Below are 25,194 nucleotides of genomic sequence, written 5' to 3'. Positions count from 1 at the left end.
TCCATTCATGAAATTTAGAACAAAATTATTATTAGGCCTAAGTACACTACCAATTTTACTTGTTGTTCTCATAGGTATTGGCTGGGCTCAGATCTCTGGTCTTAATAAAATGAGCACATCAATACAATCAAACTATGAACTAACTATACTAGCAGAAGATATTCATCGGGATATTAAGGACGAAGGGATTCGACTGCGAAATCTTGTTTTGTTTAATGATGAAAAAATGATTCAACAAGAACTGGCAAAGTTGGAAGAAGAGAATCAATCCATTGTAGAAAATATTACTTTAATTGAAGAAAAGGCTATTACTGCAGAACAAAAAATTTTAGTAAAGAAACTTATAGATATAAATAGTGACTTTAATGTTTATCAGAATGAGCTAATCAAATTGGTCAATGCCGGGAGTAAGATTGAAGCTCTAGATTTAATTGATGAGAGTTCAAACGAACTACATGAAGATTTTTTTACCATTCTTTCAGATATAACTGAATCTTTTGAAGTAAGTATGGAATCATCTTTACATGATAGTGTTTCAGAGTTTAAGAATGAGCTTGTCATTAGTGCAATAATTATCATAATTAGTGTCATTTTAATCATGGGTTTTCTTGCTAAAAGTATTTGGACACTATCAAATAGGTTAAATAAAGTCTCTGCTGTAATGAAAGAGGTGGCAAACGGTAGTGCCGACCTTAATACAAAGGTTGAGATTGATTCAAGTGATGAAATAGGTGATGTCGCAAACTCATTTAATATAATGACAGATTCCTTACAACAGCAAATAAATAGAGAACAAGAATTGGCCTGGTTGAATTCTAATATTGCGGAAATCACGACGAGCCTAACTGGAATAAACGATTTAGAAACGTTAGCACAAACTTTCCTTTCTAAGACAGTTCCTTTAGTTGACTCTAGCCATGCTGTATTTTATGTCAAGGACATTGAAATCGATGATGATGAGGAAGCTCGTTTTAAACTGCTCGCATCCTACGCTTTTAAGGAACGAAAGAGTTTCTCCAATACCATTCGATTGGGCGAAGGACTTATTGGACAAGCTGCCCTTGAAAAATCTCCGATCATTTTAACAAATGTCCCTTCAGACTATGTACGGGTAAGTTCAGGGTTAGGAGAAGCTTCTCCTTTAAATTTATACGTATTGCCGATTGTTTTTGAGGGGGATGTAAAAGCAGTCATCGAAATTGCATCTTTCAAATCATATAGTAAGACTCAACAAGATTTCCTAGAAGAGCTAATGAATGGTCTGGGAATAATCATTGAAAGTGTAGTGGGAAGAATTAGGCTAGCTAAATTATTGGAGGAATCTCAAACATTAATGGAAGAGATTCAAGCACAGTCTGAAGAACTGCAAGCGCAGCAAGAGGAACTTAGAGCAACTAATGAAGAGCTTGAGGAACAGACACAAGCTCTTCGTCAATCTGAGGAAAAACTCCAAGTTCAGCAAGAAGAGCTGGAACAAACAAACGCTGATCTTGAAGAAAAAGCGAAAAATCTAGCTGATCAAAATAAGAGATTTGAACAAACAAATAAAGAGGTAGAGGCCGCAAGAGCAGAACTCGAGGAAAAAGCAAAACAACTTGCATTGAGTTCAAAATATAAATCTGAGTTTCTAGCAAATATGTCTCATGAATTAAGAACACCATTAAATAGTTTACTTATTTTATCTAAACTCTTATCGGACAATACAGAAGGAAATCTATCTACTAAACAAGTAGAATATTCTAAGACCATCTACTCAGCTGGAAATGATTTATTAGCATTAATTAACGATATTTTAGATTTAGCAAAAATTGAATCAGGAAAAATGGAAGTAAATCCTAGCAAAATAACAATCGATGATTTAGCTGATTACGTTGAAAGAAGCTTTAGACCAGTTGTAAATGAAAAAGGTCTACAATTTTCAATCAATGTAGAAAAGGGTCTGCCACCTTTCCTTTATAATGATGAACAAAAAATTCAACAGGTACTGCGAAATCTATTATCAAATGCTTTCAAATTCACCCGAGAAGGAGAGATTAAACTAGATATTTCCTCTTACCTAGAAGACAATAGCAATCCTGCTTTTTCTTTCTCAGTAATCGATAGTGGGATTGGAATTCCGACTGAAAAGCAGCAACTTATTTTTGAAGCATTCCAGCAAGCAGATGGTACTACGAGCCGGAAATATGGCGGAACTGGCCTAGGATTATCGATCAGTAGAGAAATTGCTGCATTGCTTGGAGGCAAAATAGTCCTCCAGAGTGAAGAAGGAAAAGGAAGTACATTTACATTTATTGTTGGTGATTTTCAACATGAAATTGATCTTCAAAATGCTATAAACGAGGTTGCGGTATCTACCGAAAAGCCAATTTCAATCCTGACGAGCAGTGTTGAAACTTCTGTAGTATTTAAAGAAACTCCAAGTGTTGATGAAAATAGTCATATTAAGCGGCTTTTAATCATTGATGATGATCTGCTACAACGAAATACCCTTATGGAGTTTATAGGGAATATGGATGTCATAATCAAAGCAGTATCGTCAGGCTATGAAGCGATTGAAGAATTAAAGGTAAATTCGTTTGATTATCTTATATTAGACTTGGGATTAAGAGATACAAACGGTTTTGATTTATTGGAGAAAATAAAGAATTCGCATCATCATGAAGATGTAAAGGTATTAGTTTATACAGGGCGTGACTTATCATCAAAAGAGGAAATTTTCCTAAATAAATATGTTCATCGGATAATCATTAAGGATGAACACTCTCCGCAAAGGTTGAAGGAAGAAATTTCCTTACTATTAAATTGCAACGAATCAATGAATGAAATACCGGAGATGCCTTCAACTAGCTCTGTTAAGGATCAAACAGGACTACTCGGTAAGAACATCCTTCTTGTTGATGATGATGTACGAAATGTATATGCGATTTCAAGTATTCTTGAAATGTACGGTATGAACGTAACCTTTGCTGAAAATGGGATTGAAGGAATTGAAGTATTGCAGCAACAACCAGATACTGACCTTGTATTAATGGATATTATGATGCCTGAGATGGATGGATATGACGCGATTAAAAAAATTAGAGAGAATCCACAATTTTCTTCCTTACCTATTATTGCGCTGACGGCAAAAGCAATGAAAGAAGATCGTGAGAAATGTATGGAGGTAGGAGCATCTGATTATATTGTGAAACCAATTAATCCCGACCAACTGATTTCTTTAATAAAGGTTTGGTTATATCAATAGAAGGGACTCTTTAGACTATGAATACTCAATTTGGTGCAGTAAATCTTGAGACAAAGGAAAGCTCAGATCTTGAAAAGATTGAAATTGAATTACTGCTAAACGGCCTATATCAGTGGTGTGGGTATGACTTTCGGAGCTATGCTTACAATTCGATAAGAAGAAGAGTTCAGCATCGATTAGAGGCAGAAAAGCTTTCAAGTATAACAGGGCTACTTGAGAGGATTCTTCATGATCCTGCCTGTTTGCGCAGATTGATAGCCGATTTCTCGATTAATGTAACAGAGATGTTTAGAGATCCTTTATTCTTTTTAGAATTTAGGGAAAAGGTTGTCCCATTATTGCGAACATATCCTTCTATTCGTATCTGGCATGCGGGATGTTCTACGGGTGAAGAGGTATACTCAATGGCAATCCTACTTCTTGAAGAGGGGCTCTATGAAAAGACCAAAATTTATGCGACAGATATTAATGCGGATGTATTAAAGATTGCCAAATCAGGTAGATATCCGTTAGAGAATATGAAAAAGTACACAACGAACTATTTGCAAGCGGGTGGAAGTAATGCTTTTTCAGACTACTATACAGTTACAGATAATGGCGTAAAATTTCATTCGCACCTGTCTAACAATGTCGTATTTGCACAGCACAATTTAGTAACTGACCAATCATTTAATGAGTTCCACGTCATAATGTGTAGAAATGTCCTCATTTATTTTAATAAAGAATTGCAAAAGCGGGTTCATAATTTGTTCTATGAAAGCTTAGCAATGTTTGGCATTCTTGGACTTGGAGACAAGGAAACGATTTATTATACGGACAAAGACAATGATTACGAGGAAATCAGTAAAAAACAAAAATTGTATAAAAAGGTAAAATAAATGGTAAAGGTTGCTGTTAACACTCAGCAACCTTTTGTTATATGTATCACACGAGAGCGTCCTCTTTACCAAAGGTTAGGATGATTTTTCTTATGAGAAAGCCAACGATTAGCCCAGGAATTACACAGATCATTGGGAAAAATACAGGTCCAAATGTAATCCCCCAAAAAATAGCTTTAGGCGCGACCATTAAACCGACCGTAACAAAATAAGCACAAAATGCAAATGGCAAAAAGGAATAAGGAGCTTTTCCACCACCTGCTTCTTTAAATGCATCCCACATGGCAAAAAAGTACAAACAGGGATAAAACATGAGCCATCCATAATTAGTGGATTCAAGTGCTTGTTGTGTTTCACCTAAAAAGCTAAGCATGATGACTTCATTGAAATTTGCAAGGGTATTGACCAAGAACTCTAAGAAAATAAAGGTTAGACCCTTTACATATTGTTTATTTAATAATTGTCCGAACCCTGGTAATGCAATACTCCAAAATATACGTTCTACAGCTTTCACATCGTTTTATCCACCACACTTCAGTTCGCTATATATCTATTTTCTTATATTTCCCAGTTAATTATTCATTTTATTTCAATGAAAAAGCACCTGTTGATCAGGTGCTAGGAAAAGCTTACTACATATGCTCGTTTGGTGGTGCAGGCATTCCGTGAATAGAGTTTCTGTCAAAGTCACTTGGTGTATGCTCTTTATTAGAGGCATACTGATTAGTGTCTATATTAACTTCCGATTGAACCTGTGATTGTTCGACTTCTTGTGAGTAAGTCGCATTGTTTACATTTGCACTATTTTGATATTCATTGTAGTTTTGTTGAGCATTAATTGTTTGGTTTTGGTAATTTGGGTATTCATTTTGAAGTTGGTTTATTTGATTTTGAGATTGAACTGGCTCTATTTGATTCTGTGGTTGCTGTTGGGGTGTATTTACTTCCTGGCCTGTAGGGGATTGATCTTGACTTTGCAATTGTTCTGTAACATGTGTAATGGCATCTACAGGTGAATCGGTTATTTTGTCAAAGAAACCTTTACCCTTATCTGGATTTGAAATTATCCCTAGTGCCCCTAAAAGCCCTAATATTGCAGTCACGTATGTTTCCCAGGCTGTTAAATCAATTTGCGCACCTAAGTCCTTAAATACCATATATAAAATCGATGCAAGAGAGACCCATAATCCATAATTTTTCCATTTCATAAGTTGAAAACTCCTTTGTGTTAGTCTCTTACATAACTTATTCGATTAATATGAAAAATGTGACCGCCTAGAACCAGTTAGTCTTTATCACGAAAAAAAACCCCCTAAAAAAGGGGATTTTAAGATGTTGGAGTTTCATCTTGTAATCTTTCTAGGATTCTTCTTTTACGGTATAACATATTTCCAGTCTCCGTGAGATCTTGAATCATTGAGCGATTGGAAATAGCTCCAAAAAGAATCCCTGCAATTGGTATCATTTGAAAAAGTTTTTTCCACCCAAATGAATCGCGGTAGGTATACACTACCTCACGCCAACCTTGGAGTTGTGACATCATTTCATTCGAAGAATTTCTGCCTTGGTAAAAGGAGGAAAGTTCCTTAAGAATTGCCTGCTTACCAACTACATCTGCAGAAGAGAACTGTAAACATTTAATGATAAATATTCGCTCATTTTTTTCTTTTGGGTCAAACCCATGGATTATCGCAATTTCTTGAAGTGTTTTTAATGACATTCCAAGTATAGCAGGGATATCAACGGCAAGTGTAAATATTCCGCCAACACCGGTCGTCGCTCCTTGCAGAGTGGCCACTTTTGCCCATTTTTCGGAATGCTCTTGACTGGCTTCGATCATGTTGTGAAGCGGAATTTGTTCGATATCTGTAATCTTTTCAATGGGGGTATTTGCTTTTTTTTCGATTAAATTAAAAATAGCTTTTTCCTGAATCAGATATTTTCCACCGTTTTGTATATAGCTTCCAATTTCATCAAGAAGAATACCGATTTTCTCATGGATGAATTTTGGTGTTAGTTTATCAAGGAGTTTAAAAGGAAGTCGACCAATTCGTTCCCAAAACCATAAACCACTCTGGTCTTTTTCCCATGCTTCTATTTTTTTTAGTTCACTTTCGAGTATTTGTTTAGATTCCATTTGCATTCCTCTTTCTGGTTTTATCCTCTTATGTATTACGGTTGTACGTAAAAATAGTTTCATGAAATGAATATTAGATATGTGTTTCAAGCAAAAGCAATCTGCCGCTCTTAAAAGAGACTAGAGGGAACTAAGCTTCCTAAAAGGAAGAAAGTAATGCCACTCCAAACGGTTTCGAATGGTATTAACCTCCTAAAACCAGGAAAGTGATGCTACTCCAAACGGTTCGAATGGTATCAACCTGCTAAAAACAGGAAGATACATGTTACTCTATTCCAATTCAAATCACCACCGCCTTTCCAACATAAAATGCTATAATAATTTAATCAGAAATAAGGACAGTGATTGGATGAATATACTATTTGTAATGATTGGTGGATTTCTGGGGGCTTGTTCCCGTTATTTAATTGGAGAATTGGTGCCTCCAACTAGAGGTTTTCCGATTGGAACTCTATCTGTTAACTTAATCGGATGTCTATGCTTAGGATGGTTGTTAACTTATATCACTAAACAAAAAAATATCAGTCCAAAAATAGCATTGTTGTTTGGTACAGGTTTTATTGGTTCATTTACAACATTCTCCACTTTCTCAGTAGAAGTTGTTCAATTAATGGAGGAAGGGAAATTTGGTCTTTCCGTTTTATATGTGTTAACGAGTCTAATAGCTGGAATTATCTTATCATTTTTGGGTTATCGGTTGGCTAAAATAAGTAAAATGGGTGAAGAATCGCAATGATACTTGTTGGAATCGGTGGAGCAGCTGGAGCTGCATGTAGATACCTCGCGGGAATATGGATTGGAAAAATAACTGGTAATTCATTTCCATATCCAACTTTATTCATAAACATCTCTGGATCATTACTTTTAGGAATTTTAACTGGCCTTAAGCTAATTCATACAATACCAGAGTGGAGTTGGTTATTATTTGGAGTCGGCTTTTGTGGGGCATTCACGACATTTTCTACATTTGGCTATGAAGCTATTCAGTTATTTCTTTCAAGACAGAACAAGAAAGCATTCTTATACATATTAGCATCAGCGATACTATGTACCATATCGTCCTATGTAGGTATTCTCATCATTATCTAAAAAGCCAGGAGATATTATTCACCTGGCTTTAATTAGCATGTTATTTTTTCAACACGTCATGGTCAACATAACGCTCACCATTGATTTCACTGATGATATTAATCGCAACTTTAGCACCGTCGCCAGCTGTAATTATTGTATGAACACTTACACCTGCACACGTACCAGCAGCCCAGATTCCCTCAACATTTGTTTTACCAGATGCATCCACATCAAGAACTGTTTTGATACGAGGCTCCGTGCCTTCTTTAGTGGCAACTCCTGCAGATGCAGCTACGTCCGTTAAAGCCCCAGTAGCAAAAACTACGTATTTTCCTTCGTAATCACCGTTATCAGTAACAATCTTAAAACCGTTTTCAGTTTTTTCAATAGAAGTCACAGGCTGTTGAACAACCTCAGCACCAAATTTCGCCGCTTGTTTTTGGCCAATTTCAACTAGTTCAGGGCCTTCAATTTCCATAACGCCATAATGGTTTTCAACCCAAGCACGCTTGGTCATACCTTTATCACTATCTAAAAGTAATGTTTTCTTACCAGCCTTTGCTGTAAATAAAGCTGCACTTGCGCCTGCAGGACCAGCGCCTACTATAACAACATCAAACATTGTTCAATCACTCCTTATGTAAAATAGTATTCAATCATAATTATACCCATTAACATCATGTCAATCTAATCATCTGCTTAAGTTTAAATTACATCATCTCTAGATCAAAATTAGAAAGGACAGAAAGGAAAAATCCCTTCTATCCTAGATGGATGCTGATGTTTAATTATAAGTTTGTTCCGTTTGTACACCAAATTTCGATCTACGATCATGAAGAAAATAATAGAGTATAATCCCGAATATCACATAAAAGGCACTAAAGAAATAGAAGGTGCCGAGTCCGATTTGTGCGCTTATAAGGCCTACAATTGATGAGCCTAAACCAATTCCAGTGTCAAAAATGGATAAGAATGTAGCTGTTGCTGTTCCTCTGCGCGTAGGGGCTGCAGCTTGAACAGCAATTGTTTGGAAACTTGGGAATAATGTTCCCCAGCCTAAACCAATTAAAGCAGCAGCAATTAAGAACATCAAGGAAGTTGATGAAATCCCAAGACACAACATTCCAATAGCAAACACTACAATCGATGGATAGACAATTTTATTTGCTCCATATTGATCAAACCATCTTCCAGTGAAAGGTCTAGATACTAATAGTACAATGGCATATACCACGAAAAAGAAACTTGAAACCTCAAATAATCCAATTTCTTGGGCATATACTGAAACGAAAGATAAGAGTGAAGAGTATACAATCCCTAATAGTCCACCGACAATGGAAATTTTTATCGCAGGAACCTCAAACAGATCCCCGAAAGACAATTTTGTTTTTACTGTTTTTTCTTTTAGTAATTCTTCATGTGCTCTTTCAGGAACTTTTACAAAATAGCCTGTTACCAACGCAAGCATCGAACAAATTGCTCCAACAATGAATACGCTATTCATTCCGGATTTATTCAATAGTGTTAGCCCTAAGAATGGACCAATAACCATTGCTAAGTTGTTTGACATAATAAAATATCCCATGCCTTCTCCTTTTCGAGAATCGGGGATAACGTCTGCAACAATTCCTCCAGCAGCGGTTGTTGCCATTCCGAATCCAATTCCATGGAATAAACGTAACAATAAAACAGAGTAGATGGATGGAGTGAAGAAATAGAATAGCGATGAAATCATAAAGATAAGTAATGAAAGAGTAAGGACATTCTTTCTACCAATGGTATTTAACCATCGACCCGCAAAAGGACGGACGATGATAGCAGAGAATAAAAATACAGTAATCATGAGTCCTGCTTCTAATTCATTTCCGCCCAAATCATTCAACGTGTATACCGGTAATGAAACCAATAAATAGTAAAACGTCAAAAATACAAAAAAGTTACTAACCGAAAGATTAATAAAATCCTTCGTCCAAAGTTTTTGTTTCCCCATAGTTTCCCTCCTGGTGTTAGTTCTTAATCTGACAGAACCAATGGTTTAAAAGGTGATATACCTGATTCTGTAATTCTGTTGGGTAATTTTCTAAGAGCTTTTTATTCATTTCGATTATAGCTTGTTCCCATTTTGGATACTCAGTTAGTGCCTTTTTCGTTAATTCAATTTGCTTAGTACGCTTGTCAGTTCCTTGAACCTGTCTGACATATCCAAGTTTAACTAGCTTTTGTATATTTCGTGTCATCGGCGGTGCCTCAACAGTTAAGTAGTCACATAGCTCAGATTGTGTTAATGTCCCTTTTGTTTTTAAAACAAATAAAACGGACCATTGTGCGCCAAATAGTCCGAAGGGTTCTAAAGTTTCATTTACATGTTTAGTAAGCTGTCGTGATAACTGATGAACTGCGTGAAATAGAGTATGTCCAGTTTGCATATAAACACCTCTGAATATTTCTTTATAATTAGTTACCTAGGTAACTATATCATTTTTTAACTTCAGAAAGCAAGACTAAAGCCTTAAAAACGAGAAAGATGGGGTGGATAAATATATGATAATAATCAAAAACTACTTGTAACCAAATGAGCAAGGGGGATTATTCGTGATTTCAAAAGAAATTATTTCCATCTTACAGGAGAAAATTAAACTCATTGAAAGAGGAGATAAAGCAATTTACTTAGTTGGGCCAATTAAGCTTCCTGTGAATTTAGATGGAGAGACAGTCATTTTTCAGTGGTATTGCTGGCTACTTTGTGATGAGGTAACGTTGGATGCAAATCGAATCATTGATAAGCTTTCATCAACAAACCTTGCTGAAAAACAGCAATCCAGTGTATTAGTATATGGAGATTTTGAAAATGCAGATGAGGCTTTAATTCGAATGCATAGTATTTGTCATACGGGTGATATTTTTGGAAGCAAACGTTGTGATTGCGGATATCAACTAAAGCAATCTATGAGAATTATTGTGGACCATGGGGCAGGTGCTTTATTCTATTTAGCTAATCATGAAGGTCGAGGAATAGGCTTATTTAGTAAAGCGATGGCTTATATCCTTCAAGAGAATGGATTAGATACAGTTGAAGCAAATATCCAACTAGGGTTTAAGGATGATGCTAGAAATTACGACGATGCGATTCGGGTCTTGAAGACGTTACGGTCTAAACCAGTTTCGTTAATAACAAATAATCCTAAAAAAATTGAAGCCCTTAAAAATTCAGGTATGAATGTCTCAGAACGGATGCCAATTTGGGGAGATGTGTCGGAGTTTAACCAAAAATACTTAAAGACGAAAGTGGAAAGAGCCGGCCATCTAGTTGAAATGGCACAAGATGAACAACCTTTTTAAAATGAGGAGCTAGCCCATTGGTGGACTAGCTCATTTCTAATCATACGGATAATTATCACCTTCTGTATTTCGAAAAGGAGGGAGAAACTGAATCACGATGACCACAGGTAACAAATAACCGATTAATGCTTCAATAATCGCTACAGCTCTTGAGACTCCAAATGGAGTTACGTCGCCATATCCAACAGACAAGAGGGTAATGGCACTAAAATATAACGACCGGGTTACAATATCTAATGACTGTTCTTGATGCGAATCGGATGCATAATGGTCATGTACCGCTCCAAGGTCTAGTAAATCTAAAAAAATATATAAAATGGCAAAGGTTAACAATGTATTAAGATACACAACAATAAAAATTAACCCACGATATAATGTCTTTTTTCTATGAATAAATGATTTCAATTAAATCACTTCCTTATAACCTGCCTTATTATATGTATATTAAAAAGTTAGTAGAATAGACTAGCCTTCAATTCAACCCAAAACTGAAAAAACTCGGCAAAGCTGCCGAGCAAAATACACTTATATGCTTAAAGTTGGAATACATTATGATTTTCTTTGACAAAGCTATTCATTTCCTGAAGGAATGCTTCTTTTTCATCAACTGTTACATATAGCTTAGTGATATCCGTTTTCTTCCCAAAGGGGAGGTAAGCAACAACTGAGGATTTTAATTCAATTTCAAACTGTGGATCTTCTTCAAAGAAATCAGGTAGTGTGATCGCAAAACTATTTTTTTCCTGAGCTCTAGCCTTCTTATCTGTAACAGTTCTTTTTATTGATTTTATATTGTCTAAATCAACTTCTATTTCACGTCTAATTCCAACCTGTGCGAAGAGCTTACGGTCTTTAATTACAATTGGTGAAAGACGTACAGCCTGATAGTCTGCAATAATCCAAGCAAGAGCATATAAATCGAAAATGGTAAATATCCATGCTGCAATAGGGCTCCAAAAATGGGCTATTAAAAAATGAACTCCGATTACCTCTATCACCATCGCATGTACTAACATGATAAACAACCCAAAATATCCTGATTCAGTATGAATGGTAAAAACACGAGTACCTGATTTACTATCCCATTTTTTCTTCCAAACGAAGAATGCATAATAGAAAATGGTGAAATCGTAAACAAGGATATCTAGAAGTTTTTTCTTTCCGAATGTTTGATGTAAGGCTCTACGAATAGTTGCAGGATAATAAAAAGAGTATTCTTTTTCTTGTTTGTAGTGCTGGATGAGAGTTGGAATTTTACGAATTAACAAGACGGCAAGAAATATTTCAATTGCAATAAAGAGGCCTTCGATTAGAAAGATTCCGTATTTTGCATAATTAAAAATAGCGATATCATGATGGGGAACAATGAAGTATGCAAACCAAAAGCCGCCAATCACAACAGGAAGAAGAGTAATCATGGAAAAACGGTTTCGAACCACAAATATATAGAAGAATAGAGGTAAAACGATTGTTAAATCAAACAAGGTTGCGAGAATCAAAGTATCTGTGACAGGCTCAAATGGCTGAATGACCATCACTGTATAATTTGAGCTAATGATTAATAGTGCCAAGATAATAAAAATATAAATTGATCTGTTCTTCTTGAGTGAGTGCACCATAAAAATTCCTCCTTCATTCCTACTCATTATTTGAGGTAGTAATAATCGTATGAAGTTTTCGCACAATTGTTTGGAATTGTATCATTTCTTCTTCGGTAAGTTTCGAGTAATATTTTTCCATTATTCTTTGGTCGATTTTGTCACTTTCCTCATATAATTTGATTCCTTTTGAACCAAGAGATATGAGAATTTCACGCCTATTCTTTGGGTTTATTTCTCTTTTAATATATAGTTCACTTTCTAATTTGTTTAGTAATTGACTGACAGCACTTGCTGAGATTTTCATAAGTTGCGCTAATTCATTTACTGTAATTGTTTTGGCTTGATAGACATGATGTAAAACGATTGATTGTTTTGTAGTGATATCAAAGTGAAATATCGATTCGAATTCTTGAAGTAATAGGGAATTAACTTCATCGAGTAGATTAAAGGTTTCTTTCATATAGGCTTTCGTATCCATGATTAATCATCCTTTAAGGTTAATGTTAATAAATATTTAAGTCATCTTAAATATATTATAATCTTAATTATTTATCATGGCAATAAAAAAAGGCAGCATTTGCCACCTTTTAGAAAAATAGGTTAATGATTTGATAAATGAGTGCTGCTAACAATGCTGAGATTGGAAGTGTAATCACCCAAGTGAGGACGATTTTACGGGCAACACCCCATTTTACGCCTTTTACACGTTGAGCAGAACCGACCCCCATGATTGCGGATGAAATCACATGTGTTGTACTAACTGGTAAATGAATATAAGTCGCTCCAAAAATGATTAGAGCAGAAGATAGGTCAGCAGCCGCGCCATTTATTGGACGGATTTTCATAATTTTACCGCCGACCGTTTTAATGATTTTCCAACCACCTATTGATGTACCGAGCCCCATTGCAGTTGCTGCAGCAATTCTCACCCAAAGTGGTATATCGGTAGAGGTTGTAAATCCACCTGCAATTAATGCCATCGTGATAATCCCCATCGCTTTTTGAGCGTCATTTGTACCATGGGTAAAAGATTGAAGGGCAGCTGTGAATATTTGAAAGATCCTGAAACCCTTGTTTGTTTTATAAAGATTTGTGTTTTTGAAAATAACTTTAAAAAGGCTCATCATTAGAAATCCAACTGCTAATGCAATAAAGGGGGAAAGAATGAGTGCTTCTAAAATTTTTATAAATCCACTGTAATTCAAAATCCCAATGCCTGCAGCGGAAATTGCTGCTCCAGCAATGGACCCGATTAAAGCATGAGAGGAACTACTTGGGATTCCGTAGTACCATGTTATCAAGTTCCATGCAATTGCAGAAAGCAGGGCTGCTAAGATAACAACTGATCCATTTTCTATTGCAAAAGGATCAACAATATCTTTCGTTATTGTTTTAGCAACACCCGTAAATGTAATTGCACCAATAAAGTTCATGGAGGCCGCAAGGACAATAGCAACTCTTGGCTTAAGTGCCTTTGTTGAAACACTTGTCGCTATCGCATTAGCCGTATCATGAAAGCCGTTAATGAAGTCAAATGCTAACGCAAAAAAAACAATTAAAACCGTTAAAATTAATAAAGTGTCCATTAATAAGATTCTCCCTTATAATATGTGTTCAAAAAGGAGGGTGGAAAGGACCTGAGTCGACAAAAACGTCACGTCCTAATTCATTGTCAACACTAACACATCCTGAGCGTCGAAATTTCAAGGCGGCGCGAACTCCCGAGTACCGAAGCAAGCCAACTAGAATTTCGATTCGTCATTTTCACCACACGTTTTGAACATCAACTTTATGCATTTCTCATGATAATGGTCTCTAAAGTATCCGCAACATCCTCGCAGAAGTCCGAAATGCCTTCAAGAATCTCATAAATCTCTTTTAGTTGGATAATTTTAATTGGGTCCTTTTCAGTTTGGAAAAGTTGTTTGATGGAAACCCTTAAGAGTTCGTCACATTGTGATTCATAATCATTGATTTTAATCGCATGTGTACGCATATCTAGCAGCTTTTTATTTGTAAGAAGTTCAATGGCATGGAAGATTTCAACCGTACTTTTATGGATATAGTCAGCATATGTAGTCATGTATTCGTCTGTAATAGTCAAAGAATACATCTCAAAACGTGCTGCGCATTGCTCCATTCCATCTAAAACATCATCCATTTTCATAGCCAATTGTAGAATATCTTCTCGCTCAATCGGTGTGATGAAAGATTTATTAAGTTGAGTTATCAAGCCATGAATGACATCGTCACCAATTGTCTCATATTCTTTCATTTGACTCGAAAACTCTTTCAAGTCACTTACATTTTTAATTTTAAACTGTACGAAATAATCTGCTGCCTCTTTCAAGTTTGCAGAGATAGATGTAAGTGCATCAAAAAAAACGTCTTTTTTCTTATATGCGAACATAATATTGTTCCTCCAATAATGAAATATAAAAACATACAAAGAATATTTTTATCTAAATTTGTCGAAATTACAATAAAAATTTTACAAAGTTTACAAAAATGTAATATAAGTTTGAAGTTGTATTTCCTGAAAATACAACGGTATGTTGGGTATCTATGTATTTACTAGGTTCTTTTATTATCTATAGAAGATTAAGGAAATATACTTGAAATTTTTCCTTTTTAGTGCAAAATTACACTATAGAATAAAAGGTGTAATTTTACACTATAGGAATTGGTTGGTGGAATGAGTGACTCAATTATTAGAGATTATCAAGACAAATCAATTGCTTATCAAACACAAAGAAGAAATGCTTTTGTTTTCAAGGCGAGTAAGCAAAGTGGGGGAGGAATACCTTTTTCCGAGATTTGAAAGATATGAACAGGCTGTATGCTTAAGACGAAATCAAAAGCTTTTGGCCTTCCAACTTGTTCAAACCTTTGAACAAGGAGATGACAAGTTTGTATACTTCGGTCCCCTGTTTTCGAGGATGAGCAGTTTTCTAGACCTTTTTATGTCTTATATTGAAGTATTAATGGATGAAAATATAGGTAGAAAAATACACCTGCTTGCAGAAATTGAGAATCCGGACGTTTTGGTGTTTTTTAAAGCGCTGTTTAATGATTGCGCTTACCCGAAATTCCAGGTATCCGAGGTTCCTGAAGAAGTAAAGGAAAATGTTCACGTTTTCTCAAAAAAGCTTTCACATATATATGAGTTAGATATTGAACGTCTAACCTCAAAATCAATAGATCCACTTTATCAATATAAATCAACTTATCCAGAGGTAGAGAATTGGCTTTGTTCAAGAAAAGTGGAGCTATCACAGGGAATGAATGTCGTCCTATACTCTACAATACCGGATGGTCCAAGTGCTCGAGCTACATTCAATCGTCAACTGGAAAGCGGAAGAAAAAGAATGCTGAATTGGAAAGAAGGAAAAAAAGAAGTTCTGGATTTATTCGGGGGAGGGGTTGTAAGTAATGTCTAACATTTATTTTTCGCAAATTAGAGAAGACAGTTTAGTAGAAAGAGAGATTTCAAGAATAGTAGGGCCACAGAAAGTACTTGTTGTTGGATCAGGTGGATGTACAGCATTTTCCATTCTGACTGACACGATCAACCAAGTTCTCTGTGTTGATGTGAATCCTGCGCAATGTGCTCTAATTGAATTGAAAAAGGCAGCGATACAGCAGTTTTCGTTAAATGATTTCCTTTCTTTTATCGGGGAAACGGATTGTGATAATCGGGGTGAGATGTATGAAGAGATAGCTGAAGAATTGCCAGAATACGCGAGACATTTTTGGGAGCTGCATCGTAGTGAAATAGAAGAGGGAATTAATCATTGTGGGATAAATGAGCGTTTTTACAGATTTATAGGAGGAAACATTTGCCGGAATGTATATGACGAGACTGTTTGGAATCAGTTGTTTTCTGCCAAAAACCTTGATGAGCAACAGAGATTTTATGAAGAGTATCTAACAACTGCCCAATGGCGAACAGCTGTAAAAATATTGTTAAGTAAAACGACACACCTACAATTTTTTCCTAGTTTTATGTTTAAGAATGCCAGTGAACATGATTTCGGGAATTTCTTTTTAAGTCAATTTGAAAAGGAAGTGAAAACAAAGCCGATTCACAATAATTATTTTTTGAGCCAAATATTATTTTCTACTTATTTATATGATCATGTCGAGGGGGTTCCTTTCTATTTAACTCCAGAAGGATATGAAGAAGTAAAAAGAAATATTGATAAAATGTTCATTTATCCAGTGAGTATCCAAAGTTTATTGGAGAAGGAAAATTCGATCGATGCGTTTTATTTGTCAAATGTATTTGACTGGGCAGATGAAAAAGGAAAAGCATCGATTTGTTGCCGAGTTATTCAAGCTAAATCAGCAAATAGTGTCTTAATGTTCCGAAATATGCTTAGTATGAGTACATTGCCGGATCGGTTTATACGTGATGAAGAGTTGTCATTGCGCTGTGAGACTTTAGAACGTTCGATGTTATATCAAAAAATAACAGTCGGGCAATTTGTATGACTTATTCATTTATGGAACTTGATGAATCTCACGGATTACAATTGCTTCAATTATCGAATGAATCAAGTACAGGTAGCAATCTCTTCTATGTTGATCGGTCTCCGAACTTTTTTAAGCTGTCAGAGGAATTTGGAAAGACAAGGCATTTCGGATTGTTTAAAGGAAGTGCATTAATTGGCTGTGTTGCAGTGAGTCAGCAAAAGAGGGTCATTGAAGGGGCCTGTAAACATGTGTATTACTTAAATGACTTAAGGATTCATCCCGACTTCCACCGGACTTTTGCTTACTATCGCTTGACACAACAATTAGTATCTCTTTATCAAAATGAAGGTGCAGTCAAATGGATGTATTCTACCGTTCTTGATACCAATTCAAACAAAGCATCCATGATAAAAGGCAATGGGCTCCTTCCAAGTGGAATTGAACTGGGAAGAACGTTTCATATTGGTGTACCTATGTTCTTTAAATATCGGAACAATCATTTGGATGTATTTGAAATTGAAGGGGAAGAGGCATGGCAGATTTACAAGAGCTTTGCTACGTCTAAAGACTTTGCTCTATATGATAAGAAAATTTTCTTAAAAGACAATGGTGTGTTCTTAGTTATTAGAGATCAGAAGGACGACCTAGCTATCTGTAAGCTTGTGAATCAATCAGATGCTAGAAAGCTGCGACTTTCCAGGAGACTTCCTTTCCTGTTTAAAATAGTAAATTTGATTTGTCGCGCAGTTGGTTGCCCACCATTGCCTGATAAACGTGAGGAATTTCAGCATGGCTATTTGGCGTTTTTCACAGCGCGAGAAGCTCCTAAAAGATATCGACAGAAATATATCTCTTATATTCAAAAGACCTATAAACATCGATTTACCTATTTATTTTTTGGAGTATCTTCCGAAGAAGTAGAGCAGTATCGATGTAACCCTTTTTATATAAAACATTCATCAACAACATTTGCTTACGGGGATATTCCTGCAAACCTTTCAATGGATTTTCATGAAATAACACTTATTTAGGAGGATGTAATAATGGAGAAATTTGTAGAGTTAAAGAATGTGACAGTTGGTATGTTTCAAGGTGAGGAAATTGAACAACATCCATTATTTGTGGCTTTGGCAAAAGGGGAATTTTCTGCAGAACAACAAAAGGAGATTGCACTTCAAATTTACCACGTCGTTCTTTACTTTCCACGCTTTTTGTCAGCGATTTTAACGAATATGTCAGACTATCGAATGAGAATGCCACTTGTGGAAAACTTGTTTGAAGAGCATGGGAAAATGAACGAGAAATATGTTCATAGCGAGACGTATAAACAGTTTTTGAAAGGGATTGGTATATCTGAAGAAGAAATATACGAAAGCGAACCATGCATACCCGTTCTTGCATACAACCGTGCATTAACTGATCTCTGTCTCCACTATCATTATTTGGAAGGGCTTGCCGCACTAGGTGTAATTGAAGAAATTGTTGCCCGTGTTTCTCCATTAGTTGGCCAATTTGCGAAAAACAACTATGGGAGCGAAAACAAATCACTCGTTCATTTTACAGATCATGAGGTACTTGATGTGCAACATGCAAACGAAATATATGAAGTAGTGGCTCGAGGATATGAAGGAGATCAAAAAAGAATTATCGAACGTGGCCTGAAATTTGGGATGTACTATCACTCTAGGATGTATACAGACATCTTAGAATTTGTTCGATAGTTCCATTTCGTGTCTACCGACACCTGAAGTTTTCAACTAGGTGCTAAACATCTTCGGAAGTTCAAATCTCTCCACAGGTTGTTCTTGAAAAATGGTCTCACGTGATATTAAAGAGGCGCATATTTTAGGTTAGTAGCCTGTGGAGGTGTTAGTAAATGGGAATAATTTCCGGTAAAGAATATATTAATAGAATTAATAAACTGCATTCTGATATATGGATTGACGGGGAAAAGGTGAAGGGGAATATTTCTGAGCATCCTGCTTTCCGTAGAGTCATTGAGAGTCAAGCGAAGCTCTATGACCCTCAATGTAAATCATCAAATCAAGACATCATGACCTTTCCTTCTTCTATAACTGGTAATCAAATAGGAACTTCCTATCTAGAGCCGAGAACCAAAGAGGATTTAGAAAAAAGACGTCTTATGATACAAACTTGGGCAAAAAGTACACTTGGAATGATGGGAAGATCCCCTGATTATATGAATACGTGCTTAATGGCTGTTAATGCTGCTGCTGATTTATTTTCTTCTAATAATCCGGAGTTTGTGAAAAATCTCCGTAGGTTTTATGAGGAAGCATGTGAAAATGATTATTCATTTACCCACACCTTTATAAATCCACAAACAAACCGTTCCCTTTTTCATATGGAGGACGAAGATAAAATTATAGCTGCCAAGGTTATTGAAAAAAGAACAGATGGAATTATTATTCATGGTGCAAGATTGCTAGCTACACAGGGGGGGATTACAGATGAGTTAATCGTCTTTCCGTCCGGTGGAAATATAGTTAATAAAGATTATGCTTTTGCCTTCTCAATTCCAAGTAACACAAAAGGATTAACTTTTCTCTGCAGAGAATCATTTGCATATAGAGAATCAACGTTTGATCATCCTCTAAGCTCGAGATTTGAAGAAATGGATACGATCATCGTTTTTAATAATGTTCTTGTTCCTTGGGAACGGGTCTTTTTGAATGAAAGTATTGATTGTGCCAATAAAATGTATACAGAATCAAGCTTCTTTCCATTGGTCCTGCATCAAGTTCTTTCTAGACAGGTTGTCAAAACGGAATGTCTGCTTGGAGTAGCCCAAGCTTTAGTGGACACTATTAACATTGGTGAATATCAGCATGTACAAGAGAAAATCAGTGAAATTATAGTTGGGCTAGAATCTTTGAAAGCATTATAATTATCATCTGAACTGCAATCGAAATTGGATAAATGGGGTACAATGGCACCTGCAATCAATCCTCTATACAGTGCGATAAATTTATACCCTCGTCTATACCCACGTTTTACCGAGATTCTTCAGCTAATAGGTGCAAGTGGATTAGTTTCAATTCCAACTGAAAAAGATTTTGCTTCTGATATGAGGGCTGATCTTGATCAATATTTACAAGCTGCAAACGCTAATGCGTATGATAGAGTTAAACTATTTAGACTCGCATGGGATCTTTGTGTTAGTGCATTCGGATCACGACAAACCCTATATGAGCGTTTTTTCTTCGGTGACCCAATACGACTTGCAAGTAACCTATACCGCTCTTACGATAGAACTGAACTCACAAATCAAATTAAAGAATTCTTAAAAAGCTAATTCGCGACAGTTCCCCCTCCGCTAACCAATTTTTTAAAAATATATCTTTTGTATGAACATAAAAACATTTCTTGTTCGAATAAATATATGTAGCACTATTTTTGCGATATTATTCTTACTAGCACATTTGGAGGGCATTCGAATAATGGGAAAAAACTTCATGAAGACATTGTCCGAAGTAGGAAAGGTAAAAATCATCCTGTTAATTGGGTTGGTTTTTATTTTAGTTATTACTATTGGGCTCAACATGTATATCAATTCTCGGGATGTTAGTGCTTTGAACAATCCATTGCCGGAACCAACTATTATCTATGATAAAAATGGAGAAATCGCCAGTAAGGTACCTGGACCTAAAATCGAAGGTGTCAGCTATGAAAAAATTCCGCCACATGTTATCAATGCCTTAGTTGCCATTGAAGACCGTCGATTTTACAAACATCCGGGGGTGGATTATATCGGTATTTTTCGTGCGCTTTTCCGAAATTTAAAAGCGGGTGGTATTGTCGAGGGCGGAAGTACGATTACCCAGCAATTAACAAAGAACGTCTTTCTAACTCATGATCAAACCCTGAAACGAAAAATTGATGAATTCTTCCTTGCTCAAAAGATAGAACGTACATTTTCAAAGGAAAAAATAATTGAAATGTATTTGAATCAAATCTATTTTGGTGAAGGGGCATGGGGCATAAAAAATGCTTCAAGAACGTATTTTGGCAAAGAGGTTAATGAACTAACAGTTAGTGAAGGAGCCATTCTTGCTGGTATTATTAAAGCACCTTCGACGATGAACCCATTAATTAACGAGGAAAAATCGCTTAACCGCAGGGATCTTGTATTAGCAGCGATGGAGGAACAGGGTTATTTATCTTCTGACCAAGTGAAGGAAGCAAAGGCACAAGAAATCGTGTTCAAGGGACGACAACTTGATCCATATGAAGGAAAATACCCATTTTACGTCGACTATATTATTGAAGAAGCCATTGAAAAATATGGACTCACCCAAAATGAGGTGATGTCTGGTGGTTTGGAAATTTATACAGAACTTGATCCTCACATGCAGGAATCTGCTGAAAATGTATACAATAATGACAGCCTATTTCCTGCAAGTCCAGAAGATCAATTGCTACAAAGTGGTGCTATTTTAGTAGACCCGAAGACGGGTGGAATAAACGCTCTAGTTGGAGGTCGTGGTGAGCATGTATTTCGTGGTTTCAATCATGCGACTCAATTGAAAAGGCAGCCGGGTTCAACAATCAAACCACTTTCAGTATACACGCCAGCTTTGGAACGAGGCTACAGTGTGTATGATGTCCTCCCTGATAAACCAATGAGTTTCAACGGCTACCAACCATCAAATGTAAGTGGAAGTTTTAAAGGCAGTGTCACTTTATACGATGCAGTGAGGAATTCCGATAATGTTCCAGCAGTGTGGCTCTTAAATGAAATTGGACTAAAAAGCGGGATTGATGCTGTAAACGAATTTGGTCTTCCGATTACGGAAAATGATCATAATTTGAGTCTTGCTCTTGGAGGTCTGGATAAGGGGGTCGCCCCCATTCACATGGCTGAAGCCTATACAACCTTTCCAAATGAAGGGAAAAAGATGAAGGCACATGCAATTTCAAAAATTATTGATACAAATGGCGAAACCATTGCCGAGTGGAAAGAAGAGCCTGTACAAATTACAACCCCAGAGGTTGCAAAAAGAATGACATTCTTGCTGAAAGGTGCTGTTGAGAACGGGTCTGGTCGAAATGCGAAAATAGAGGGAAGAGAAGTAGCAGGTAAGACCGGTTCAACTCAGGTAGCTATTGATGGTGTAAATGGGGCAAAGGATATTTGGATGGTCGGATATACGCCTGAACTTGTTGGTGCAGTCTGGCTTGGATATGACAAGACAGATGAAAATCACTATTTAACGACTACTAGTTCAACGGCTGCAACCATTTTTAAAGAATTGATGCAACAGTCATTAAGTAATACCCCACCAACTTCATTTAATCTCCCAGCCTATCAGGCTCCTGTTCAGAAAAAGGAGAATGAGTGGAAGGAGCAAGATAAGAAACAAGATAAAGATAAGTGGAAAGAAGAAGGAAAAAAGAAGAAAGAAGAAGAGAAGAAAAGGAAAGAAGAAGAGAAAAAAAGGAAAGAAAAAGAGAAAGAGCGTAAAAAGGAAGAAAAAAAGAGGAAGAAGCATAATGATGACTGAGAGGAAGGTCCCGGGTGAAGGGATCTTTCTTTTTTGTTTAATACGATTGTTACATAAGATTTACTTCTGGATTACAAATTATCTAAAATTCTTTTTAAAAAAATGAAACCTTTTTCAAGTATTTTCCGTAAATGAGAGTGTAAAGAAAATTTCATAATTATTATGTTGGATTTGGAGGTGAAGCTATGGAATTATTCGGATATGACATTGAAACGATTTATTTGATTGGCTTAGTCATTAGTGGAATCGGTACCCTTCTTTTTATCCTATTTGGCGATTTTTTAGAGGGAATTTTTCCAGATAGTTTCTTAAGCCCAACACTTATCTTCTCATTCCTCACCTTTTTGAGCGCATCTGGGTACATTTTTGAAAAAATACTTTCCTTTCATAGTTTATTAATTTTTGTTATTTCACTTGTATTAGCACTTATTTTAGTCACATTATTAAATGTATTTGTATTAATCCCGTTGTCTTCTGCTGAGGAATCGATGGTATACAGGGAAGAAGATTTGAAAGGGAGAATTGGAAAAGTAATTACTTCAATCCCGATTGATGGCTTCGGCGAGGTTGTCATTGAGGGAATCAGTGGCACAATCGCTAAATCTGCTAAGAGCTTTAATAATGAACCAATTCCATATGATGAAAAGGTTCTTATTATAGATGTAAAGGAAGGCGTTGCCTACGTCCTGCCTTACCAAAATATGATGATTAAAGGGGGAAATCAACAATGACAACAGGAATTTGGATTGTAATTGGGGTAGTCGCATTTTTACTTCTTGCACTTATTGGGGTATTTGTTACAAAGTACAGAACGGCTGGTCCCGATGAAGCTCTTATTGTAACGGGTAGTTATTTAGGTGGCAAAAATGTTCATGTAGACGAATCAGGAAATCGAATCAAAATTGTCCGCGGTGGCGGTACATTTGTACTTCCTGTCTTCCAACAGGCTGAACCTTTAAGTCTCTTATCTAGTAAACTAGATGTTCAAACACCCGAAGTTTACACAGAGCAAGGTGTGCCGGTAATGGCGGATGGAACAGCAATTATTAAAATCGGTGGTTCCATATCTGAAATTGCAACAGCAGCAGAACAATTTTTAGGTAAGCGAAAAGAAGATCGAGAAAATGAAGCAAGAGAAGTATTAGAAGGTCATCTTCGTTCAATCCTCGGTTCAATGACCGTCGAAGAAATCTATAAAAATCGTGATAAGTTTTCACAAGAAGTACAACGTGTCGCATCACAGGATTTAGCGAAAATGGGTCTTATCATTGTGTCGTTTACAATTAAGGATGTTCGTGATAAGAATGGTTACTTAGATTCACTTGGTAAGCCAAGAATTGCTCAAGTAAAGCGTGACGCAGATATTGCAACAGCTGAAGCTGAAAAAGAAACACGTATTAAACGTGCAGAAGCCGAGAAAGAAGCGCAGAAGTCTGAGTTAGAGCGAGCTACTGAGGTTGCGGAAGCAGAAAAAATCAATCAATTGAAAATTGCTGAATTCCGTAGAGAGCAGGATATCGCGAAAGCACGTGCTGACCAAGCATACCACTTAGAGGAAGCGAGAGCGAAACAAGAGGTAACTGAACAGCAAATGCAAATCCAAATCATTGAAAGACAGAAGCAAATTGAACTCGAAGAAAAAGAGATCCTACGTCGTGAGAAGCAGTACGATTCAGAGGTTAAGAAGAAAGCAGATGCTGACCGTTACTCAGTTGTTCAAGCGGCAGAAGCTGAAAAAGCGAAACAGTTAGCTGAAGCAGATGCAAATAAATATCGAATTGAAGCAATGGCAAAGGCGGAAGCAGAGAAAATCCGTATTGATGGTCTTGCAAAAGCGGAAGCACAACGTGCACAAGGGGAATCTGAAGCAGATATTATCCGTTTGAAAGGTCTTGCAGAAGCAGAAGCAAAACAAAAAATTGCAGAAGCATTCGAGCAATATGGGAAAGCGGCTATCCTCGATATGGTTATTAAAATGCTTCCTCAATATGCGAAAGAAGTGGCAGCACCATTATCAAATATCGACAAAATTACAGTTGTGGATACTGGTAGTAATGGGGAAAATAGTGGAGCCAATAAGGTAACTGGTTATGCTACTAATTTGATGTCAACTCTTCAAGAGTCGTTAAAAGCATCCTCAGGTATTGATGTAAAAGAAATAATTGAAAACCTATCTGGTAAAGGTAATGTGAAAAACAGCATCGACCAGTTAACGGATGAATTAGTCCAAACTAGAAAAGCGGAGCCAACAGATAAAGAATAATATGAATCGAAAAGCAGCTTACTCAAAAGCTGCTTTTCTTTTTTGCGTTGAATTTGTAAAAAGTGTTATTGCGTCTAGGGTATTAGAAGAAAGCGAGCAAGAGTCGGAAAGAAAGTGTGATTCGGACAAGGCTATAGGAAATCTCTAGTCATGAGTCCGAAAAATAGTGTGATTCAGACAAGGCTAGGGGAAATCTCCAAGTATGAGTCTGAAAAATGGTGTGATTCAGACAACACCCGATAATATTTCCGGTCATGAGTCCGAATGCGGGTGTGATTCAGACAACACCCGAGGAAATTTCCGGTCATGAGTCCGAATGCGGGTGTGATTCAGACAAGGTCAGAGAAAATCCCCTAGTATGAGTCTGAATAAGGGTGTGATTCGGACAAGGCCAGAGGAAATCTTCATGCATGTGTCTGAATAAGGGTGTGATTCAGACAAGGCAAGAGAAAATCCCCAAGTATGAGTCTGAATAAGGGTGTGATTCGGACAAGGCAAGAGAAAATCCCCAAGTATGAGTCTGAATAATGGTGTGATTCGGACAAGGCAAAAGGAAATCTCGATTAAGTCCATATAATTGTGTAAAAGAAAAGAGTCATTTTATTCCTTTTTGTCAACAATGTTTAACGACCAAGTAAAACATTGAAAAGAGGAATAAAA

The 25,194-nt window shown here is 36.5% G+C and carries 23 protein-coding genes and 1 pseudogene; 13 read left to right on the top strand and 11 right to left on the bottom strand.

Annotation, left to right across the window (positions count from 1 at the left end; all coding sequences use genetic code 11):
• Positions 1-7: 7 nt before the first annotated feature.
• Positions 8-3,244 carry a response regulator gene (locus tag ACR65M_RS17445; RefSeq protein WP_440273914.1) on the top strand — a complete coding sequence of 1,079 codons (3,237 nt, stop codon included), beginning with the start codon at positions 8-10 and terminating at the stop codon, positions 3,242-3,244.
• A 17-nt stretch (positions 3,245-3,261) separates the two neighbouring features.
• Positions 3,262-4,122 (top strand): CheR family methyltransferase, encoded by an 861-nt coding sequence (locus ACR65M_RS17440; protein ID WP_341332550.1) that lies wholly within the window; start codon positions 3,262-3,264, stop codon positions 4,120-4,122.
• A 46-nt stretch (positions 4,123-4,168) separates the two neighbouring features.
• Here ACR65M_RS17440 and ACR65M_RS17435 read toward each other — a convergent pair whose 3' ends face one another.
• From ACR65M_RS17435 to ACR65M_RS17425, 3 genes are all read right to left on the bottom strand, one after another.
• Complete coding sequence (locus tag ACR65M_RS17435) at positions 4,169-4,636, bottom strand: hypothetical protein (protein ID WP_121447149.1); 468 nt, start codon at positions 4,634-4,636, stop codon at positions 4,169-4,171.
• Positions 4,637-4,754: 118 nt separating this feature from the next.
• On the bottom strand, positions 4,755-5,330 hold the full coding sequence (locus tag ACR65M_RS17430) for a hypothetical protein (protein ID WP_341332549.1): 576 nt from the start codon (positions 5,328-5,330) through the stop codon (positions 4,755-4,757).
• A gap of 119 nt (positions 5,331-5,449) precedes the next feature.
• The gene (locus tag ACR65M_RS17425) at positions 5,450-6,259 is read right to left on the bottom strand and encodes an EcsC family protein (protein ID WP_341332548.1); all 810 of its coding nucleotides are present in this window, start codon (positions 6,257-6,259) and stop codon (positions 5,450-5,452) included.
• 349 nt (positions 6,260-6,608) lie between these two features.
• On the opposite strand from ACR65M_RS17425, the gene crcB (ACR65M_RS17420) reads away from it, so the two are divergent.
• Both crcB (ACR65M_RS17420) and crcB (ACR65M_RS17415) read left to right on the top strand, forming a co-directional pair.
• On the top strand, positions 6,609-6,995 hold the full coding sequence (crcB, locus tag ACR65M_RS17420; RefSeq protein WP_341332547.1) for a fluoride efflux transporter CrcB: 387 nt from the start codon (positions 6,609-6,611) through the stop codon (positions 6,993-6,995).
• Complete coding sequence (gene crcB, locus ACR65M_RS17415) at positions 6,992-7,348, top strand: fluoride efflux transporter CrcB (protein WP_341332546.1); 357 nt, start codon at positions 6,992-6,994, stop codon at positions 7,346-7,348. Before crcB (ACR65M_RS17420) ends, crcB (ACR65M_RS17415) begins: the two co-directional genes overlap by 4 nt.
• 40 nt (positions 7,349-7,388) lie before the next feature.
• On the opposite strand, the gene ACR65M_RS17410 is transcribed toward crcB (ACR65M_RS17415), so the two are convergent.
• The 3 genes from ACR65M_RS17410 to ACR65M_RS17400 form a co-directional block, all read right to left on the bottom strand.
• Positions 7,389-7,952, bottom strand: a complete 564-nt coding sequence (locus ACR65M_RS17410) for an FAD-dependent oxidoreductase (protein ID WP_341332545.1) — start codon at positions 7,950-7,952, stop codon at positions 7,389-7,391.
• Positions 7,953-8,114: 162 nt separating this feature from the next.
• A complete protein-coding gene (locus ACR65M_RS17405; RefSeq protein ID WP_341332544.1) occupies positions 8,115-9,320 on the bottom strand; it encodes an MFS transporter in 1,206 nt (401 codons plus the stop codon).
• 16 nt (positions 9,321-9,336) lie between these two features.
• Entirely contained in the window at positions 9,337-9,756 is a 420-nt protein-coding gene (locus ACR65M_RS17400) for a MarR family winged helix-turn-helix transcriptional regulator (protein ID WP_341332543.1), read from the bottom strand.
• 166 nt (positions 9,757-9,922) lie between these two features.
• Here ACR65M_RS17400 and ACR65M_RS17395 point away from each other — a divergent pair, with 166 nt between their 5' ends.
• Entirely contained in the window at positions 9,923-10,669 is a 747-nt protein-coding gene (locus tag ACR65M_RS17395) for a GTP cyclohydrolase II (protein ID WP_341332542.1), read from the top strand.
• Positions 10,670-10,705: 36 nt separating this feature from the next.
• Here the strand turns inward: ACR65M_RS17395 and ACR65M_RS17390 are convergent, their stop codons facing one another.
• The 5 genes from ACR65M_RS17390 to ACR65M_RS17370 all read right to left on the bottom strand — a co-directional run bounded on the left by ACR65M_RS17390 (position 10,706) and on the right by ACR65M_RS17370 (position 14,680).
• Positions 10,706-11,074: an ion channel gene (locus ACR65M_RS17390; protein WP_121447141.1), complete on the bottom strand. Its 369-nt coding sequence runs from the start codon at positions 11,072-11,074 to the stop codon at positions 10,706-10,708.
• A gap of 128 nt (positions 11,075-11,202) precedes the next feature.
• Positions 11,203-12,288 (bottom strand): hypothetical protein, encoded by a 1,086-nt coding sequence (locus ACR65M_RS17385; RefSeq protein ID WP_341332541.1) that lies wholly within the window; start codon positions 12,286-12,288, stop codon positions 11,203-11,205.
• Between the two features lie 19 nt (positions 12,289-12,307).
• Complete coding sequence (locus ACR65M_RS17380; RefSeq protein ID WP_341332540.1) at positions 12,308-12,748, bottom strand: MarR family winged helix-turn-helix transcriptional regulator; 441 nt, start codon at positions 12,746-12,748, stop codon at positions 12,308-12,310.
• Positions 12,749-12,857: 109 nt separating this feature from the next.
• Positions 12,858-13,856 (bottom strand): inorganic phosphate transporter, encoded by a 999-nt coding sequence (locus ACR65M_RS17375; protein WP_341332539.1) that lies wholly within the window; start codon positions 13,854-13,856, stop codon positions 12,858-12,860.
• A gap of 203 nt (positions 13,857-14,059) precedes the next feature.
• Entirely contained in the window at positions 14,060-14,680 is a 621-nt protein-coding gene (locus ACR65M_RS17370; protein WP_440273913.1) for a DUF47 domain-containing protein, read from the bottom strand.
• Positions 14,681-14,969: 289 nt separating this feature from the next.
• On the opposite strand from ACR65M_RS17370, the gene ACR65M_RS17365 reads away from it, so the two are divergent.
• From ACR65M_RS17365 to floT, 8 genes and pseudogenes are all read left to right on the top strand, one after another.
• Positions 14,970-15,710 carry a hypothetical protein gene (locus ACR65M_RS17365; RefSeq protein WP_440273912.1) on the top strand — a complete coding sequence of 247 codons (741 nt, stop codon included), beginning with the start codon at positions 14,970-14,972 and terminating at the stop codon, positions 15,708-15,710.
• Complete coding sequence (locus ACR65M_RS17360; protein ID WP_341332536.1) at positions 15,703-16,764, top strand: DUF3419 family protein; 1,062 nt, start codon at positions 15,703-15,705, stop codon at positions 16,762-16,764. The genes ACR65M_RS17365 and ACR65M_RS17360 overlap by 8 nt, the downstream gene beginning before the upstream one ends.
• An 11-nt stretch (positions 16,765-16,775) precedes the next feature.
• Positions 16,776-17,777, top strand: coding sequence for a hypothetical protein (locus ACR65M_RS17355; RefSeq protein WP_440273911.1), 1,002 nt, complete (start codon positions 16,776-16,778; stop codon positions 17,775-17,777).
• A 12-nt stretch (positions 17,778-17,789) separates the two neighbouring features.
• A complete protein-coding gene (locus ACR65M_RS17350) occupies positions 17,790-18,467 on the top strand; it encodes an iron-containing redox enzyme family protein (RefSeq protein WP_341332534.1) in 678 nt (225 codons plus the stop codon).
• A gap of 155 nt (positions 18,468-18,622) precedes the next feature.
• Positions 18,623-20,062: pseudogene (gene hpaB, locus ACR65M_RS17345) on the top strand (4-hydroxyphenylacetate 3-monooxygenase, oxygenase component).
• A 136-nt stretch (positions 20,063-20,198) separates the two neighbouring features.
• Positions 20,199-22,271: a transglycosylase domain-containing protein gene (locus ACR65M_RS17340; RefSeq protein WP_440273917.1), complete on the top strand. Its 2,073-nt coding sequence runs from the start codon at positions 20,199-20,201 to the stop codon at positions 22,269-22,271.
• Between the two features lie 185 nt (positions 22,272-22,456).
• The gene (locus ACR65M_RS17335; protein ID WP_121447130.1) at positions 22,457-23,002 is read left to right on the top strand and encodes an NfeD family membrane protein; all 546 of its coding nucleotides are present in this window, start codon (positions 22,457-22,459) and stop codon (positions 23,000-23,002) included.
• On the top strand, positions 22,999-24,534 hold the full coding sequence (gene floT, locus ACR65M_RS17330; protein ID WP_341332531.1) for a flotillin lipid rafts scaffold protein FloT: 1,536 nt from the start codon (positions 22,999-23,001) through the stop codon (positions 24,532-24,534). The genes ACR65M_RS17335 and floT overlap by 4 nt, the downstream gene beginning before the upstream one ends.
• Positions 24,535-25,194 lie beyond the last annotated feature (660 nt).

The organism is Ferdinandcohnia sp. SAFN-114, assembly GCF_059415045.1.
Note: the sequence above shows the minus strand (reverse complement) of the source record. Positions and strands in the feature narration are given on the sequence as shown.

What these genes read in the sequence shown, in the direction of transcription:
- ACR65M_RS17445 (WP_440273914.1), top strand. Translation starts at nt 8, where the DNA reads ATGAAATTTAGAACAAAATTATTATTAGGCCTAAGTACACTACCAATT.
- ACR65M_RS17440 (WP_341332550.1), top strand. Translation starts at nt 3,262, where the DNA reads ATGAATACTCAATTTGGTGCAGTAAATCTTGAGACAAAGGAAAGCTCA.
- ACR65M_RS17430 (WP_341332549.1), bottom strand. Translation starts at nt 5,330, where the DNA reads ATGAAATGGAAAAATTATGGATTATGGGTCTCTCTTGCATCGATTTTA.
- ACR65M_RS17425 (WP_341332548.1), bottom strand. Translation starts at nt 6,259, where the DNA reads ATGGAATCTAAACAAATACTCGAAAGTGAACTAAAAAAAATAGAAGCA.
- crcB (WP_341332547.1), top strand. Translation starts at nt 6,609, where the DNA reads ATGAATATACTATTTGTAATGATTGGTGGATTTCTGGGGGCTTGTTCC.
- crcB (WP_341332546.1), top strand. Translation starts at nt 6,992, where the DNA reads ATGATACTTGTTGGAATCGGTGGAGCAGCTGGAGCTGCATGTAGATAC.
- ACR65M_RS17410 (WP_341332545.1), bottom strand. Translation starts at nt 7,952, where the DNA reads ATGTTTGATGTTGTTATAGTAGGCGCTGGTCCTGCAGGCGCAAGTGCA.
- ACR65M_RS17405 (WP_341332544.1), bottom strand. Translation starts at nt 9,320, where the DNA reads ATGGGGAAACAAAAACTTTGGACGAAGGATTTTATTAATCTTTCGGTT.
- ACR65M_RS17400 (WP_341332543.1), bottom strand. Translation starts at nt 9,756, where the DNA reads ATGCAAACTGGACATACTCTATTTCACGCAGTTCATCAGTTATCACGA.
- ACR65M_RS17385 (WP_341332541.1), bottom strand. Translation starts at nt 12,288, where the DNA reads ATGGTGCACTCACTCAAGAAGAACAGATCAATTTATATTTTTATTATC.
- ACR65M_RS17380 (WP_341332540.1), bottom strand. Translation starts at nt 12,748, where the DNA reads ATGGATACGAAAGCCTATATGAAAGAAACCTTTAATCTACTCGATGAA.
- ACR65M_RS17375 (WP_341332539.1), bottom strand. Translation starts at nt 13,856, where the DNA reads ATGGACACTTTATTAATTTTAACGGTTTTAATTGTTTTTTTTGCGTTA.
- ACR65M_RS17370 (WP_440273913.1), bottom strand. Translation starts at nt 14,680, where the DNA reads ATGTTCGCATATAAGAAAAAAGACGTTTTTTTTGATGCACTTACATCT.
- ACR65M_RS17360 (WP_341332536.1), top strand. Translation starts at nt 15,703, where the DNA reads ATGTCTAACATTTATTTTTCGCAAATTAGAGAAGACAGTTTAGTAGAA.
- ACR65M_RS17355 (WP_440273911.1), top strand. Translation starts at nt 16,776, where the DNA reads ATGGAACTTGATGAATCTCACGGATTACAATTGCTTCAATTATCGAAT.
- ACR65M_RS17350 (WP_341332534.1), top strand. Translation starts at nt 17,790, where the DNA reads ATGGAGAAATTTGTAGAGTTAAAGAATGTGACAGTTGGTATGTTTCAA.
- ACR65M_RS17335 (WP_121447130.1), top strand. Translation starts at nt 22,457, where the DNA reads ATGGAATTATTCGGATATGACATTGAAACGATTTATTTGATTGGCTTA.
- floT (WP_341332531.1), top strand. Translation starts at nt 22,999, where the DNA reads ATGACAACAGGAATTTGGATTGTAATTGGGGTAGTCGCATTTTTACTT.